14 protein-coding genes and 1 other annotated feature are annotated in these 14,305 nt (G+C 37.9%); of the genes, 11 read left to right on the top strand and 3 right to left on the bottom strand.

The window, feature by feature from the left end; all coding sequences use genetic code 11:
* Positions 1 to 13: 13 nt before the first annotated feature.
* Positions 14 to 1,372, bottom strand: a complete 1,359-nt coding sequence (locus tag ACKVQX_RS07660; protein WP_231726942.1) for an MATE family efflux transporter — start codon at positions 1,370 to 1,372, stop codon at positions 14 to 16.
* 69 nt (positions 1,373 to 1,441) lie between these two features.
* On the opposite strand from ACKVQX_RS07660, the gene ACKVQX_RS07665 reads away from it, so the two are divergent.
* A complete protein-coding gene (locus ACKVQX_RS07665) occupies positions 1,442 to 2,266 on the top strand; it encodes a MerR family transcriptional regulator (protein ID WP_068453685.1) in 825 nt (274 codons plus the stop codon).
* A gap of 57 nt (positions 2,267 to 2,323) precedes the next feature.
* Entirely contained in the window at positions 2,324 to 3,049 is a 726-nt protein-coding gene (locus ACKVQX_RS07670; protein ID WP_068453684.1) for a FadR/GntR family transcriptional regulator, read from the top strand.
* A 489-nt stretch (positions 3,050 to 3,538) separates the two neighbouring features.
* On the opposite strand, the gene proC is transcribed toward ACKVQX_RS07670, so the two are convergent.
* On the bottom strand, positions 3,539 to 4,345 hold the full coding sequence (gene proC, locus ACKVQX_RS07675; RefSeq protein ID WP_068453682.1) for a pyrroline-5-carboxylate reductase: 807 nt from the start codon (positions 4,343 to 4,345) through the stop codon (positions 3,539 to 3,541).
* Positions 4,346 to 4,402: 57 nt separating this feature from the next.
* Positions 4,403 to 4,616 (bottom strand) — a binding site (T-box leader).
* 125 nt (positions 4,617 to 4,741) lie between these two features.
* Between proC and ACKVQX_RS07680 the strand changes: the two genes are divergently transcribed.
* From ACKVQX_RS07680 to ACKVQX_RS07690, 3 genes are read left to right on the top strand one after another with little or no spacing between them, the layout of a single operon-like run.
* A complete protein-coding gene (locus ACKVQX_RS07680) occupies positions 4,742 to 5,689 on the top strand; it encodes an MBL fold metallo-hydrolase (protein ID WP_068453680.1) in 948 nt (315 codons plus the stop codon).
* On the top strand, positions 5,676 to 6,410 hold the full coding sequence (locus tag ACKVQX_RS07685) for an SDR family oxidoreductase (protein ID WP_068453678.1): 735 nt from the start codon (positions 5,676 to 5,678) through the stop codon (positions 6,408 to 6,410). The genes ACKVQX_RS07680 and ACKVQX_RS07685 overlap by 14 nt, the downstream gene beginning before the upstream one ends.
* A 54-nt stretch (positions 6,411 to 6,464) precedes the next feature.
* Positions 6,465 to 6,932: a hypothetical protein gene (locus tag ACKVQX_RS07690; RefSeq protein WP_068453676.1), complete on the top strand. Its 468-nt coding sequence runs from the start codon at positions 6,465 to 6,467 to the stop codon at positions 6,930 to 6,932.
* 92 nt (positions 6,933 to 7,024) lie between these two features.
* Here ACKVQX_RS07690 and ACKVQX_RS07695 read toward each other — a convergent pair whose 3' ends face one another.
* The gene (locus ACKVQX_RS07695; RefSeq protein ID WP_068453674.1) at positions 7,025 to 8,041 is read right to left on the bottom strand and encodes a DUF2332 domain-containing protein; all 1,017 of its coding nucleotides are present in this window, start codon (positions 8,039 to 8,041) and stop codon (positions 7,025 to 7,027) included.
* Positions 8,042 to 8,150: 109 nt separating this feature from the next.
* On the opposite strand from ACKVQX_RS07695, the gene ACKVQX_RS07700 reads away from it, so the two are divergent.
* The 6 genes from ACKVQX_RS07700 to ACKVQX_RS07725 all read left to right on the top strand — a co-directional run bounded on the left by ACKVQX_RS07700 (position 8,151) and on the right by ACKVQX_RS07725 (position 14,302).
* Entirely contained in the window at positions 8,151 to 9,032 is an 882-nt protein-coding gene (locus ACKVQX_RS07700; RefSeq protein ID WP_068453673.1) for a LysR family transcriptional regulator, read from the top strand.
* Between the two features lie 223 nt (positions 9,033 to 9,255).
* The gene (locus tag ACKVQX_RS07705; RefSeq protein ID WP_068453671.1) at positions 9,256 to 10,458 is read left to right on the top strand and encodes an argininosuccinate synthase; all 1,203 of its coding nucleotides are present in this window, start codon (positions 9,256 to 9,258) and stop codon (positions 10,456 to 10,458) included.
* Positions 10,458 to 11,831 carry an argininosuccinate lyase gene (gene argH / locus ACKVQX_RS07710; RefSeq protein ID WP_068453669.1) on the top strand — a complete coding sequence of 458 codons (1,374 nt, stop codon included), beginning with the start codon at positions 10,458 to 10,460 and terminating at the stop codon, positions 11,829 to 11,831. The genes ACKVQX_RS07705 and argH overlap by 1 nt, the downstream gene beginning before the upstream one ends.
* A gap of 255 nt (positions 11,832 to 12,086) precedes the next feature.
* The gene (locus ACKVQX_RS07715; RefSeq protein WP_068453668.1) at positions 12,087 to 12,728 is read left to right on the top strand and encodes an HAD hydrolase-like protein; all 642 of its coding nucleotides are present in this window, start codon (positions 12,087 to 12,089) and stop codon (positions 12,726 to 12,728) included.
* Between the two features lie 69 nt (positions 12,729 to 12,797).
* Positions 12,798 to 13,478 (top strand): nuclease-related domain-containing protein, encoded by a 681-nt coding sequence (locus ACKVQX_RS07720; RefSeq protein WP_068453667.1) that lies wholly within the window; start codon positions 12,798 to 12,800, stop codon positions 13,476 to 13,478.
* A 113-nt stretch (positions 13,479 to 13,591) separates the two neighbouring features.
* On the top strand, positions 13,592 to 14,302 hold the full coding sequence (locus ACKVQX_RS07725; RefSeq protein WP_068453666.1) for a cytochrome c biogenesis CcdA family protein: 711 nt from the start codon (positions 13,592 to 13,594) through the stop codon (positions 14,300 to 14,302).
* The last annotated feature ends 3 nt before the right edge of the window (positions 14,303 to 14,305 follow it).

Raw genomic sequence — 14,305 nt, forward strand, 5'->3', positions numbered from 1 at the left:
CGACCTCTCATTTTTATTTTGGTATTGGATTTGCTTTTGGTACCCATTTCATACAGATTAATAAAATGATACAAGTTAATCCTTCAGCAATCGGGAAAGCAAGCCAGATTGTAATGCTCGGCAATGCCATTGGTAGTAAAATAAGTAATGGCATAAAGAGTAGAATACTTCTACTCAGTACAATTAATACAGAAAGGCGAATACGCTTAATCGCTTGGAAATATTCTGCGATCACTAAGTTGAAGCCTAAGAAAATATAACCTGTGAAGTAAAGAAGAATCCCTTTCTCTGTAAAGGCGACAACAGTTGGATCATCAACACCAAATAGTTCAATGAGTAAGGACTTTCCGAAAATCCCGATGATGAGTAAGAGTACACCAATAATGGTCGCAGTTAAAATCCCAAGTAATAAAAACGATTTTAAACGACCATAAAGGCGCGCACCGTAATGATAACTCACGAGTGGTTGAATCGAAGCACCCACTGCAATGAAAATCATTAAAAAGACCGCATGTAAATAATTGATGATCGCAAATGCTGTGACACCCACTTCTCCTGTATAATGAAGGAAAGTAAGATTATACATCACAACGATGATAGCAAAACTCATCTCGACGACATAACTTGGTAAACCGATTTTTAAAATATCAAGCATACCACGTAGTGAACGAGTAGGTTTTATAAAGTGTAGATGGTTTGCGGGTGTACGGAAGTGAAGTAATAGAATACATAGACCAATCAGTGTGGCAATACCAGTCGCATATGCGGCACCAGATACACCCCATTGCCAAACGAAAATAAAGAAATAATTAAGTACGACATTTAAAACGGCTGTGACACCTAAACCTGTCATAGCTAATTTCGGATTCCCGTCATTTCGAATGAAAATACTTAAAATATTTTCAAGTACAAAGACAAAACCGAAAATGAGAATGACCCATAGATAATCACGTACATACGGATAGGTTACTTCACTTGCACCAAAAAGATAAGCGACTGCTTTAAGTTTCCATAAGCCAATACCGATTAGAATACCTACAATTAGAATCGTTAATAAAAATGAGCGTGTAAAGATGGCATGTGCTTTTTGAATTTTATTTTCGCCAAGCGCGATGGAGAATAAGGTTGCACCACCCATACCAATCCAGAGCGATACAGCTAATAAAATAGAGAAAATCGGTGTGGCAATATTCACACCGGCAAGTGCCTGTTCACCAACGCCATGACTGACGAAGATGCCATCGACGAGAATATTACTTGCCATGAGTAACATGCCGAGAAGCGATGGGAATAAATAAGATAAAAAGAGTTTTTTAGGTGGGCTTGTTTGAAGTTTAAGCGCCATTGGATCTTGCTGTGTTGCGGTTGTCACGATATCAATTCCTTTCGTAGTTATAATGCTAAAGTATATGGTTACCGTATAGTCAAGGGGGAAATGTAGATGGAAAGAGAAAAATTAAAAGGTTTTTTTACAACAGGCGAATTTGCCCGTTTATGTAATGTGCGAAAACAAACATTATTTCACTATGATGAAATTGGGTTATTAAAACCAGAAGTGAAGCTCGATAATGGTTATCGTTACTATTCATATCAACAATTCGATGTTTTTAGTGTCATCGAATTATTAAAAGAATTGAATATGCCATTGAAGGAGATTAAACAGTTTTTAGCAACGAAATCACCAGAGCAGTTTGTGACATTATTTGAAGAAAAAAAGCGTGAGCTACAACAAAAAATGAAGCATTTGAAGCAGTTGGAGCGCATTGTTGATACAAAATTGGCGATTACAAAAGAAGGAATGGCGACAGATTTTACAACAATTCGTATTCAACCCGAGGAAGAAGAGCGCTTTTTCATTAGTGCAGATGTTAAGAATACGGATGATAAAGCCTTCTTACATGCGATTTCTGACTTGATTGAGTTTGTTTATAATGAAGAATTAGATATTGGCTATCCAATTGGAGCGATTTTGCAAAGAGAAGAAATTGAAAACGAGGATTACGAGAACTATGTCAATTTATACACGAAAATCGCGCCGACCAAACGTCAAGTGCCAATTCATGTGAAGGAAAAGGGGTTCTACGTAGTTGCCTATCATATTGGGGAAGAATCGAAAAAACATACAACCTATGAGCGTATCCAGCAATATGTACGAGATCAACAAATGCGATTAGCGAGCGATGCGTATGAGGAGTATGTGTTTGAAGAAACAGCTGTTTCAGAATTAGAAAATTACGTAACAGAAATTAAAATACGTGTTGAGTAGAAAAAGCAGGAAGAAGCGAGATGAAATATGCTAAAATGAGGACAAGAGGTGGGGTTAATGGGAATTAAGATCGTACAACGTAAAAAAATCTACGAAGAAGTTGCGGAACAATTAATGGCATTAATTAAATCTGGGGAACTATTGCCAGGAGACCGTCTAGATTCGGTAGAAGAATTAAGTCGTCAGTTTGATGTAGGGCGTTCAACGATTCGCGAGGCATTAACGGCATTGCGTGCGATGGGCTTAATCGAGATGAAACAAGGTGAGGGGACCTTCGTTAAAAATTTTGATGGACGTACACTAGGAATACCGCTTGCATCTGCATTACTCATGACGAAAAAAGATATTGCAGAACTGCTAGAAGTCCGTCGTGTATTAGAAGTAGGTATGGTGAAAAGTGCCGCAGAAAATCGGACGATGGAAGATTTAGCTGCATTAAAAGGGCATTTACAAGAGATGTATGATCATACAGATCAACCGAAAATTGCAGAACAAGCTGATTTAGCGTTCCACTATGCGATTGCGAAAGCAACACATAATGAGATGTTACAATCTCTTTTTAAAACAGTGAATGATGTCATGAGCGAAGTCATTCATGATACACGTCTCATCTGTTTATATGATGAACAAGCGACATTTGAAACATTGAATGCGCAACATTTACATATCTTTAATGCGATTGAATCACAAAATATCGACCAAGCAAACGAAGCGATGACGACACATCTTCAGTTTGTGGAAGACGTATTGAATAGCTATGTGGCAGAGCAAAAAGAAGGATGAATAAAAATAAGAAAGCTTCAGTATTTTATATGCTGAGGCTTTTTAAGTTGTATTAGGATATTCGTTTTGGGCGATGCTTTTCGCGGGCACGGCTTCATCTCATGTTGGCGATGAATCGCCAACATGGATATTCCGCTCGTGCTGTTCCCGCAGAAGTCACGCCCACACGTCCATCTAATGTGAAAAATAACTATGTGAACTTAAGTTGCTATTATCGTTTCTTTTTGCTATAGAATGTTTTCGCTAGATAGAAAGGTTGGATTGTTTAAAGTTATTTTCTTAACAGAGGGTAAAGGTATAGGAGATAAAACACTTTCAAAAAGCTTGCTGAACTAGATTAAAAAGTATAGAAGTTACTTGTTATAGTATTTATAAATAAAATGTACGATGTTTAAAAATACGAGGATTTCTAGCTCTTTACCAACGTTATTTATTGTAGAGCCTAATAAAGAGGACTTTAGCACAAATTAATCTGCTAAAGTCCTTTTCTTATTCCGCTGCTAATTCAATCGAGCGTTTTGTAGCTTCATCAATACAAGCTTCAATAGCTTGTTTGAAGTGGTGATTTTCAAGTGCTTGAATACCAGCTGCTGTTGTACCACCTGGGCTTGTTACTTTACGTCGTAGTTCAGTTGGTTCTTCATCGGACTGTTTTAACATTTCCGCAGCACCTGCAATCGTTTGAACAGCGAGTGAGCGAATTGTGCCTTGCTCTAAACCGTATTTCATTCCTGCTTGTTCGAATGCTTCGACCAAGTAATATAAATAAGCAGGGCCGCTACCTGAAAGTGCTGTAATCGCATGAAGTTCTTCCTCTTTCACCTCAATCACAAGTCCAATCGCTTCTAACATCTTTTTAAACGTAGCTTTCAACTCATCCGATACTTCTTCACTAAAAGCCATACCGCTCGCACTCATACCGATTGTTGCCGATGTATTTGGCATGACGCGTACAACAGGGCGGTTACCTAAAACACTTTGAATCGTCTCAATACTCGTACCTGCGACAACGGATAATACGGCTGTATCTTCTCGTAAATACGGGGCTAAATCGTTCATCCCTGCCATCACATCTTTTGGTTTCATCGCTAAAATAACACAATCTGCTTTGGTTAAAATCGCGCGACGGTCTGAAACAACTTGTACACCATAGCTGTTCGCGAGCTTCGCGAGTTTTTCTTCATTCGACTTGTTCATTACATGAATGGCTGGCGGGACTACAACCCCCTCTTTAACCCATCCTTGAATAATTGCTTCTGCCATTGAACCTGCACCTGCGAATACAATTGTTTGCATACATGTCGCCTCCTCTAAAATAATAAAAATAAAAAAGCATTCTCCATCCTTCTATGAAAAAAGGACGAAAATGCTTGGATTCCGCGGTACCACCTTGTTTTACTCTAAAAATAGAGTACGCTCAGACTCTTTATCGCAGAGTATACGGTTCTGTTTTCAGAACTGCTCAGAAGTAGGTTCTAGCTCATTTTGCCATGTGACTCTCAGCCGGTGATCACACTCTCTTTTCGCAAGGGATGACTGCTATACTATTCTTCATCAATGCATTAGTATATAAAAGTGATTATAGTTTCTTTACAAGAGGTTGTCAACTGTCATTGGTAGATGACAACCATTCAAGATTTCAGTATAATCATATGAATAACCATTCAGTATGAAGTGAGAGGAGATTGTCACATGATAAAAAGAATTGAAACACCAACACCCTTCGCCGTTGGAAGTGTGAATTGCCATTTATTAAAGGGTGATGCATTATCCATTGTAGACGTAGGTACAAAAACAGACGAAGCACTTGAGGCGATTCGAGTAGGACTAAAGCAAGAGGGCTATCGTTTAGAAGATATTGAACAAGTAATTTTAACGCATCATCATCCCGACCATATCGGATGGACGGATGCTTTTCCAAATGCTGAAATTATGGGGCATATTTATAATGATGCCTGGTTGCGTCGTGATCCTGTCTTTATCGATTCGCACTATGATTTTTATATGCATCAACTACAAATTGAAGGTGTGCCTGAAAAATTTTTTGAGTGGCCAAAGCGTATGACGAGACGACCGCATATGATGGGGACAAGACCGCTAACACGTATTTTAAAAGAAGGCGACGAAGTACCTGGTCATAAAGGGTTGTATGCGATTGAAACATTGGGACATGCGCAGTCACATCTAGCTTATTGGCATGAAGATACAAAACAATTGTTAGGTGGCGACTTGTTGATTTCGCATACGGTATCGAATCCACTCATTGAACCACCATTAATGCCGAATAATCCACGTGCGAAATCGCTTCTTCAATATAATGCATCACTGAAAAAAGTATTGGATTTACCTGTAGAAATTGTACACAGTGGGCATGGTGCGCCGATTTTAGATGCACATGCACTGATTGAAGAACGATTGGAACGTCAACATCGACGTGCATTAAAAGTATTACAAATCATTGAGGAATTAGGTCCGATTACAGTTTATGAATTGTCTGCGAAAATTTTCCCAACAAAATATGAAACGGAACTCGGTCTAACATTGTCGCATACAGTTGGACAGGTCGATTATTTACAATCACTCGGTCATATTGTTGAAACGAGTGACGAACGAGGAGTATTACATTATGTACGCGCCTAAACGAATTTTTATTACAGGTGCAACGTCTGGTGTAGGTTATGAAATCGCAAAACAATTAATTCATACATCGCATGAATTATGGCTGACAGGGCGAAATGAAGCGATTTTAAATGAATGGCAACAACAAGGAGCGCATATTATTCCGGCAGATTTAACAGATGACCACCAACGTAAGCACCTCATTCAAAATGTACCAGAAGTGGATGTAGCGATTTTAAATGCAGGTGTTGGTACATTCTCATATGCACAGGAAATGGCCGATGAAGACATAGATGCGATGATTGCACTCAATGTCACAGCACCGATGAAGTTAACAAAAGAGTTACTACCGATTGTAAAAGAGCAGTTCATCTTTATCGGTTCGCAAGCAGGGAAGGTTGCCACACCGAAAGCTTCTGTCTATGCAGCGACAAAATTTGCACTCATTGGTTATACGAATGCATTACGACTGGAACAACCGAATAAAGTGATTACGGTTATTCACCCAGGTCCGATTGATAGTCCGTTTTTAGACCATGCAGATGCGACGAATACATACCGACAAAAGATGGGGAGCGTGCTATTATCAGCTGAAGAAGTCGCAAAAAAGACGATTCAAACGATTGGTACGAAAAAAAGAGAATGTAATATCCCGTGGTATATGGGGATCTCGAGTAAACTCTATGCACTTGCACCGTCTATTGTCGAAACGATTGGCAAACCTTTTTTTAATAAAAAATAAGCTACATTGCTTTTTATACTCTTTTTGGTAAAATTAAACAAAAGAGGTGTGTACATGAAAAAGTATATGATGCTATGTGTGGCCATTTTATTACTTACTGGTTGTTCGAACAATACAGAGCTCGGCAGTAATCCACCGAAAGTGACAGTAGAAGTAGACGGAGAAAACTATGATACAGAGCTTGGTTCATATTGCTGGCAAGGCGGTGCAACAGGTAGTGGCGAATGTGCAGATAAAGCGGGCCCTGAAGAACTATTGAACGGAAAACAGCCGATTGTTGTGCAACCAGAAGCCGAACTAGCGATTCAAATCGACTTAAAACGCCAGCCAGATGAAGTAGCACTTGAACAAGTGAAAAAAGATCAACCAATAAACATCACGAACTTTAAAAACATGCGCGTTACTGCCCCAAAAGAAAAAGGTACGTACTTCTATATTCTTCAAGCAGATTGGGCGAATCAAAAAGAAAAAAACATATCAGATGGCGACGCTTGGTATGCGTTTCATATACGTGTGGAATGATTGTTTTTTTCGAAGCAGAACCTAACCAACATAAACAACCCCCGTATGATGTCAAAATCATACGGGGGTTTCTATGTTTTAAATGACTATATTTAATTCTTCCACTTGAACCAGCGTGCGTGGCTCTCCGCTTGGTCGATACGACGAATTTCTTCGATTTGGTGTTCGTGTAAGAAATCTTGGTGTAGTTGTTCATCATATAAATTATTGTAAATATGATAAACAGGGCGTGTTTTACTAATCGCAATAAGTGACTGCATCAAATTCATCTTCGCTTCAGGTGAGAATTGATTCGCTACATATGTATGGAATATGACAAGCATTTCTTCTTCAGGTACTTGCGTTGCAATGCGTTGTAATTTCTTCGTTGCATCACCATCCACTAATTGAATCGGTAATTCACGTGTAATATGCACAGCTTGATTGAGTAATTGTAGACGGTCAGTATGTTCAGGCCAAATGAGTGCTTTCAACCAATCTAAATCTTCTTCCTCGTTTACATTCATTGTACGTAAGTCGATACCAATTCGTGTCGCCACTTCAAAAGGTTTGGCAATACTTTTTGGTAAAGATTCTCCGCGGTTATCACTTTGTAATGTCAGTGAACTCGTTTGATCGCCAACTGTTGTATCGCCATAACGGAATTGATAATGGTCGATACCAAGCTGTAAACCAGCGCTTGTGCCAACTTCGATGAGTGCGAGCGGTTTTTTATGTTGTTCGAAAATATCACAAAGCATTGGATACAAGTAAGCACAACGTCTTACTTCATTTGTTTGAACTCGCTTTGTTGCAAAAAGATAAGCAAGTTCTTGTGTATGTGTTAAGACAAAATCTTTAAAATGTGGGAACGCTTCCATCGGTGATTGTACAAAATCCGTAAAACGTGGATAGAATGCACGCAGTGGATGTTCTTGTGTCATCAATAAATATTGAACAGAGGCAAAGAGCAAATTCGGAATGGGTTGTTCTTTTGGAATTTGGGCAGCAATGCGCAAAATCGCTTCATCTTGTGCAATCGCATAAGACAATTGTTCATATAATGGACTCGAATTGTGACACTCTTGCTGGGCAAATTGTTCAAAAATCCCTTTCAAATTTCTTGTCATAAGCTTCCCTCCGATTATTTTTACTACTTTTATAGTAAAATAAAAGAATGATTAATAAAATTAAATATATTTAAATGTTTTAATTAAAAATAGTAAAGAGGTGTGTGAAGTGGAATATCGTTGGATTGAAACATTTCTCGTTGCAGCCAAGTATAAAAATTTCCGAATGGCATCGGAGCAATTAAACTTATCGCAACCGAGTATTACGGTGCATATTAAACAGTTAGAAGATGCTTTGAATACGACATTATTCAAGCGTGAAAATAATCGCGTAACATTAACAGAGTCGGGGAAATTATTTTTAGTACAGGCGAAAAAGATGAAGCAGCAGTGGGATGAGAGTTTGCAAACATTTGCTCTGCAACAAAAGGGTGTCATTGAGAAGTGTCAGATTGCCATTACACCGATGATGGTGGAAACGATTTTGCCAAATATTTTATATGAATTTATTAGTACACATCCTGAGTATGAAATTTCGATTACGATTGAAGAGTCGGAGAAGATGGAACAGTTAATAGAAGCAGGAGATATTCAACTAGCGATTGGTTTAGTACAGCCTGGATCAAAACGTGTGCGTAGTCATCTATTTGTGGAGAGCCCATTACAACTCGCTTATCCACTCGATCAATATGACGATGAGACGGGCGTATTTATTGAAGAACATGAATTGTTTCAACAATATCCTCTTTTCACAGGACATGATCCAACGAACTTTGCTTACATTCAAAAAGAAGTGGCGCGCCATTATCCATCGTGTAAACAAATTCAGTTATCGCATTCATATGCGGTGAAGAAGTTTATTCGTGATGGGTTAGGAATCTCTTTTTTACCAAAACTCATTTTACGAAAAGATATGATGGAGGGAAGGTTGAATATTTACGATTTTCAAAGCTTTCCACTACCGAATGTATCGCTATACTTTCTATATAAAGAATTACGCTCGCTTGAAAAAAGTTTAATAGAAGTGATTGAATCACGTCATTTTGCATAGAAAAATGCAAATATGCATGAATAAACACAAAATATGCATAAAAAGAATAGAGATAAAAAAGGTTTGAAAGTCAATGTTTAAAAGGCTTTTAAACCTTTTTTAAAAACAAATACAAAATACATGAAAATACACTTGCATTCATAAAAATACCATGCTATGATAAGTGCATAAATATAAAATAAAAACGTATAAACATACACAACACGAATCGGAGGAAATAAAAATGAAAAAAGTCGTACTCGCTTATTCAGGCGGTTTAGATACATCTGTTGCAATTACATGGTTACAAGAACAAGGTTATGAAGTAGTCGCTTGTTGCTTAGACGTAGGTGAAGGAAAAGATTTAAAACATATTCAAGAAAAAGCATTAAAAGTTGGTGCAGTTGAATCATACGTAATCGATGCAAAAGACGAATTTGCAGAAGATTTCGCATTAATGTCTTTACAAGCACATACATGGTATGAGCAAAAATATCCATTAGTATCAGCATTATCGCGTCCGTTAATCGCGAAAAAATTAGTTGAAATCGCAGAACAAACAGGCGCAACAGCAGTGGCACATGGTTGTACTGGTAAAGGGAATGACCAAGTTCGTTTTGAAGTTGCATTCAACGCTTTAAACCCAGATTTAGAAGTATTAGCACCTGTTCGTGAATGGGGCTGGAGTCGTGAAGAGGAAATCGAATATGCAAAAGACCGCAATATTCCAATTCCAATCAACTTAGACTCACCATTCTCAATCGACCAAAACTTATGGGGTCGCGCAAATGAATGTGGTATTTTAGAAGATCCATGGGCAAAACCACCAAAAGATGCATATGATTTAACAGTTGAAATTGAAGATGCACCAGACGTAGCAGACGTAATCGAAATCGAGTTTGAACAAGGTGTACCAACAAAATTAGACGGCGTATCATACAAATTAGCAGATATGATTTTAAAATTAAATGAATTAGCTGGTAAACATGGTGTTGGACGTATCGACCACATTGAAAACCGTCTTGTAGGGATTAAATCACGTGAAGTTTATGAAATTCCTGGTGCGCACACACTACTTGTTGCACATAAAGAATTAGAAGATTTAACACTTGTAAAAGAATTAGCGCATTTCAAACCAGTTGTTGAAAAACAATTAACAGAGCTAATCTATAACGGTTTATGGTTCTCACCATTACGTAACTCAATCCAAGCGTTCATTAAAGATACACAACAATATGTAAACGGTACAGTTCGTGTACGTTTATTCAAAGGTCATGCAGTAGTTGAAGGACGTAAATCACCGAACTCACTATATGATGAAAAACTTGCAACGTATACAAAAGACGATGAGTTCAACCACAATTCAGCAGTTGGTTTCATCGAATTATGGGGCCTTCCAACAAAAGTTAATGCAATCGTTAACGGTAAAAAAGTAGGTAAAGCATAATGAGTAGCAAAGCATGGGGCGGTCGTTTTCAAAAATCGGCTGAAGCATGGGTAGACGAATTTGGTGCATCGATTGGTTTCGACCAACAACTAGTTACAGAGGATCTTGAAGGCAGTATCGCTCACGTAACGATGCTTGGTAAATGCGGTATTTTACAAGCAGATGAAGTAGATGCCATCTTAAAAGGTCTACACACATTACAAGAAAAAGCAGAAAATCAAGACCTTGAATTCAAAGTGGAACACGAAGATATTCATTTAAATCTTGAAAAAATGCTCATCGACTTAATCGGTCCTGTTGGAGGTAAACTCCATACAGGTCGTAGTCGAAATGACCAAGTTGCAACAGATATGCATCTATTCTTAAAGAAGCGTGTCACAGAAGTGATTGCACTGATTAAGAAATTGCAACAAGCGATTGTAGAACAAGCAGAAACGCATATTGATACAATTGCGCCAGGTTACACGCATTTACAACGTGCACAACCAATCTCATTCGCACATCACTTGATGACGTATTTCTGGATGCTAGAGCGCGACCAACAACGTTTTACGGAATCAATGAAACGTATTGACGTATCGCCACTTGGTGCGGGTGCATTAGCAGGTACAACTTTCCCGATTGATCGTGAATTAAGTGCCGAATTAATGGGCTTCTCAGCTGTATATCAAAATTCAATTGATGCAGTAAGTGATCGTGATTTCATCGTAGAATTCTTATCAAATAGTTCACTGCTAATGGCGCACTTATCACGTTTTGCAGAAGAAATCATCATCTGGTCGACAGATGAGTTCAAGTTTATTGAATTAGATGATGCATTCTCAACTGGTTCAAGTATTATGCCACAAAAGAAGAATCCAGATATGGCAGAATTGATTCGTGGTAAAGCAGGACGTACATACGGTAATCTAATGGGGTTATTAACCGTATTAAAAGGTATTCCACTTGCATATAACAAAGATATGCAAGAAGATAAAGAAGGTATGTTTGATACACTTCATACAGTCGTTGGCTCGTTAAAAATCTTTGAAGGCATGGTTCGCACGATGGTTGTCAATGAAGAAGTGCTACACAAAGCAGTTCATAATGACTTCTCAAATGCGACAGAATTAGCAGATTATCTAGCAACGAAGGGGATGCCATTCCGTGAAGCACATGAAGTAACAGGAAAGTTAGTGTTTACATGTATTCAAAAAGGCATTTATCTACTGGATCTGCCATTAGAGGAGATGCAAAAAGAAAGTACATTGCTTGAAGCAGATGTCTATGATGTATTAGCACCTGTTGCCGCAGTAAAACGTCGTCATTCATTAGGCGGCACAGGCTTTGAACAAGTAACAAAACAAATTCAACATGCCAAAACATTGTTATAAGTAAGACATGGAGCGTCTGTTCACAGAGGGGAACGCGATTCATGGGAAATGTCGCACCATTTCACCAAAAGGGATGCCAGAGGGAGAAACTTTTGCTAGCTCCATCGTGTACAATGTTTTGAAATAGATTGGAAGGTAATTCACAGAGGGGAATGAATTCCAAACGGGACATACATATGTTCCAGAAAAGGCAACTTCCAGAGGGGAGTTGTTTTTTATTATGGTAAAATATGTGTAATGAAAAGGAGTGGTTATATGAGAGGGTATATTTTCGATATGGATGGTACATTGTTTCAAACGAACTTAATTTTAGCACCCGCACTAGAAGAAACTTTTCAAATGTTACGTGACAAAGGGTTATGGGAAGGAGAGACGCCATTAGAACGTTATGAAGCGATTATGGGTGTACCTTTACCAGAAGTATGGAGAACGCTCTGTCCATTACATACGGAATCTCAACACCAAGTAAGTAATGATTTTTTTCAGCATGCATTAATTCGTTGTATTCAGAATCGACAAGGAGCTTTATATGACGGTGTAGAAGATGTGTTGAGTAAATTATCAAAAGTAGATCCGCTATTTATTGCAAGTAACGGTCAAACAGCTTATTTACAAGCCATTGTTGATACGTATCAGTTACAAAGATATTTTCAAGCCGTATACAGTATTGATGTCGAGTCATCAGGGAATAAAGCAGATTTAGTAGCGCGTATTATTCGAGAACAGCAATTGGAAGAAGGAGCTGTTATTGGGGATCGACTTTCAGATTTTGAAGCAGCACACAAAAATCACTTTAAAGCAATTGGTGTAGCATTTGACTTTGCACAGCAGCAGGAATTACATATGGCAGACGAAGTTGTGACAAACTTTAAAGCGTTACCACTTTTATTAAAGTAATATTATTTCAAAAGATTGATTCTGTACATATGTTCGGGGTATGATGAATTTATATAGGAGGACACAGCTATGTTTATCATCTTACTTACCCTCTGCATTTTTAGTAGTCTTATCATACTGTACCATCGACAAAAGCCTTTAGAATCCATCTTTCAAGAAGATGAAGCAGAGGTTGTAACAGCGGAGCAAAGAGGCGAAGAGCTGGAGAATGAAATCGTCGACTTTCTTTCACAGTTACCTGGACAATTTGTTTTATACAAAAACTTTTACATTCCACTTCCACAAAATAAATGGACAGAAATTGATGTATTAATGGTTCATGAAAAAGGTATTTTTGTATTTGAATCAAAAAATTATACAGGGGACATATATGGAACAATTCACGATTCCCATTGGACAAAATCTTTTAGTGAAACGTTCGATCAGCGCTTTTATAGTCCTGTACGTCAAAACGCGACGCATATTCGAGCGTTAACTGCATTAATCGGTTCGGTTAAACCCATTTATTCTGTCATTGTCTTTGGACGTGATGCGGCTGTGCATGTTGATCCGATGCCAGCAGATAACACATATATTTGTAAAATAACGCAATTAGTATTTTTATATGATGTTTTACAAGCACTTCCAAGTCAGATTTCAGTACATGCACTTCAAACTCAACTTGATCCATGGCAACTGACAACAGAGGAAACTAAGCTAGAACATGTGGAAAATATAAAAAGAACCTATGGGAATAAAGCGATTTCCTAGCCAAACTGTGTATAACTCTTTATTATTGAGGTATATGCAGTTTTTAATTGTAAAGTATCAAGAAAATACAATAATTTTTTTAGAATTTGTTTTATAATTGAAGGGAGAGGAATATGAATACAGATTTGAATTTGCTCATTGCGTTTGGAGCAGGGTTTTTAAGTTTCATTTCACCTTGCACATTACCATTGTATCCTGCGTTTCTTTCTTACATAACAGGGGTATCGTTTGGTGATATTAAAAAAGGAAAAGGCTTAATGCAAAAAAAAGCCATTTTACATACGTTATTCTTTTTATTTGGTTTTTCATTGATTTTTATTGCGTTAGGCTTTAGTACAACATTTGTTTCCTCTTTATTTAGAGAGTATGACGAAATTATTCGTCAATTCGGTGGTATTTTACTTGTCATTGTTGGTTTAGTCACAGCAGGCATTTTCACACCACAATTTTTAATGAAGGAACGAAAGTTTGAATTAAAGAGTCGACCAGCAGGTTATATTGGTTCAGCGCTTATTGGACTTGTGTTCGCAGCGGGTTGGACACCATGTACAGGACCGATTTTAGCAGGAATCTTTGCGCTTGGCGTATCGAATCCAGATGCAGCCATTTGGTATATGCTGGCATATGTAATTGGTTTCGCACTACCATTTTTCTTCTTATCATTCTTTGTCACACGACTAGGTTGGATTCAGCGAAATGGTCAAAAATTAGTCAAAGTTGGCGGGTACATAATGATTGTACTTGGAATCATTATTTTCTTTAATGCGATGACGATTTTTAATCGCTTATTGTCACCGATTTTTGGCGATTTTATTGGTTTTTAACTA

The sequence above is a fragment of the Kurthia sp. ISK08 genome, from assembly GCF_046159805.1.
GTDB lineage: Bacteria > Bacillota > Bacilli > Bacillales_A > Planococcaceae > Kurthia > Kurthia gibsonii.

What these genes read in the sequence shown, in the direction of transcription:
- ACKVQX_RS07690 (WP_068453676.1), top strand. Translation starts at nt 6,465, where the DNA reads ATGAAAAAGTATATGATGCTATGTGTGGCCATTTTATTACTTACTGGT.
- argH (WP_068453669.1), top strand. Translation starts at nt 10,458, where the DNA reads ATGAGTAGCAAAGCATGGGGCGGTCGTTTTCAAAAATCGGCTGAAGCA.
- ACKVQX_RS07705 (WP_068453671.1), top strand. Translation starts at nt 9,256, where the DNA reads ATGAAAAAAGTCGTACTCGCTTATTCAGGCGGTTTAGATACATCTGTT.
- ACKVQX_RS07725 (WP_068453666.1), top strand. Translation starts at nt 13,592, where the DNA reads ATGAATACAGATTTGAATTTGCTCATTGCGTTTGGAGCAGGGTTTTTA.
- ACKVQX_RS07685 (WP_068453678.1), top strand. Translation starts at nt 5,676, where the DNA reads ATGTACGCGCCTAAACGAATTTTTATTACAGGTGCAACGTCTGGTGTA.
- ACKVQX_RS07695 (WP_068453674.1), bottom strand. Translation starts at nt 8,041, where the DNA reads ATGACAAGAAATTTGAAAGGGATTTTTGAACAATTTGCCCAGCAAGAG.
- ACKVQX_RS07715 (WP_068453668.1), top strand. Translation starts at nt 12,087, where the DNA reads ATGAGAGGGTATATTTTCGATATGGATGGTACATTGTTTCAAACGAAC.
- ACKVQX_RS07680 (WP_068453680.1), top strand. Translation starts at nt 4,742, where the DNA reads ATGATAAAAAGAATTGAAACACCAACACCCTTCGCCGTTGGAAGTGTG.
- ACKVQX_RS07670 (WP_068453684.1), top strand. Translation starts at nt 2,324, where the DNA reads ATGGGAATTAAGATCGTACAACGTAAAAAAATCTACGAAGAAGTTGCG.
- ACKVQX_RS07665 (WP_068453685.1), top strand. Translation starts at nt 1,442, where the DNA reads ATGGAAAGAGAAAAATTAAAAGGTTTTTTTACAACAGGCGAATTTGCC.
- ACKVQX_RS07720 (WP_068453667.1), top strand. Translation starts at nt 12,798, where the DNA reads ATGTTTATCATCTTACTTACCCTCTGCATTTTTAGTAGTCTTATCATA.
- proC (WP_068453682.1), bottom strand. Translation starts at nt 4,345, where the DNA reads ATGCAAACAATTGTATTCGCAGGTGCAGGTTCAATGGCAGAAGCAATT.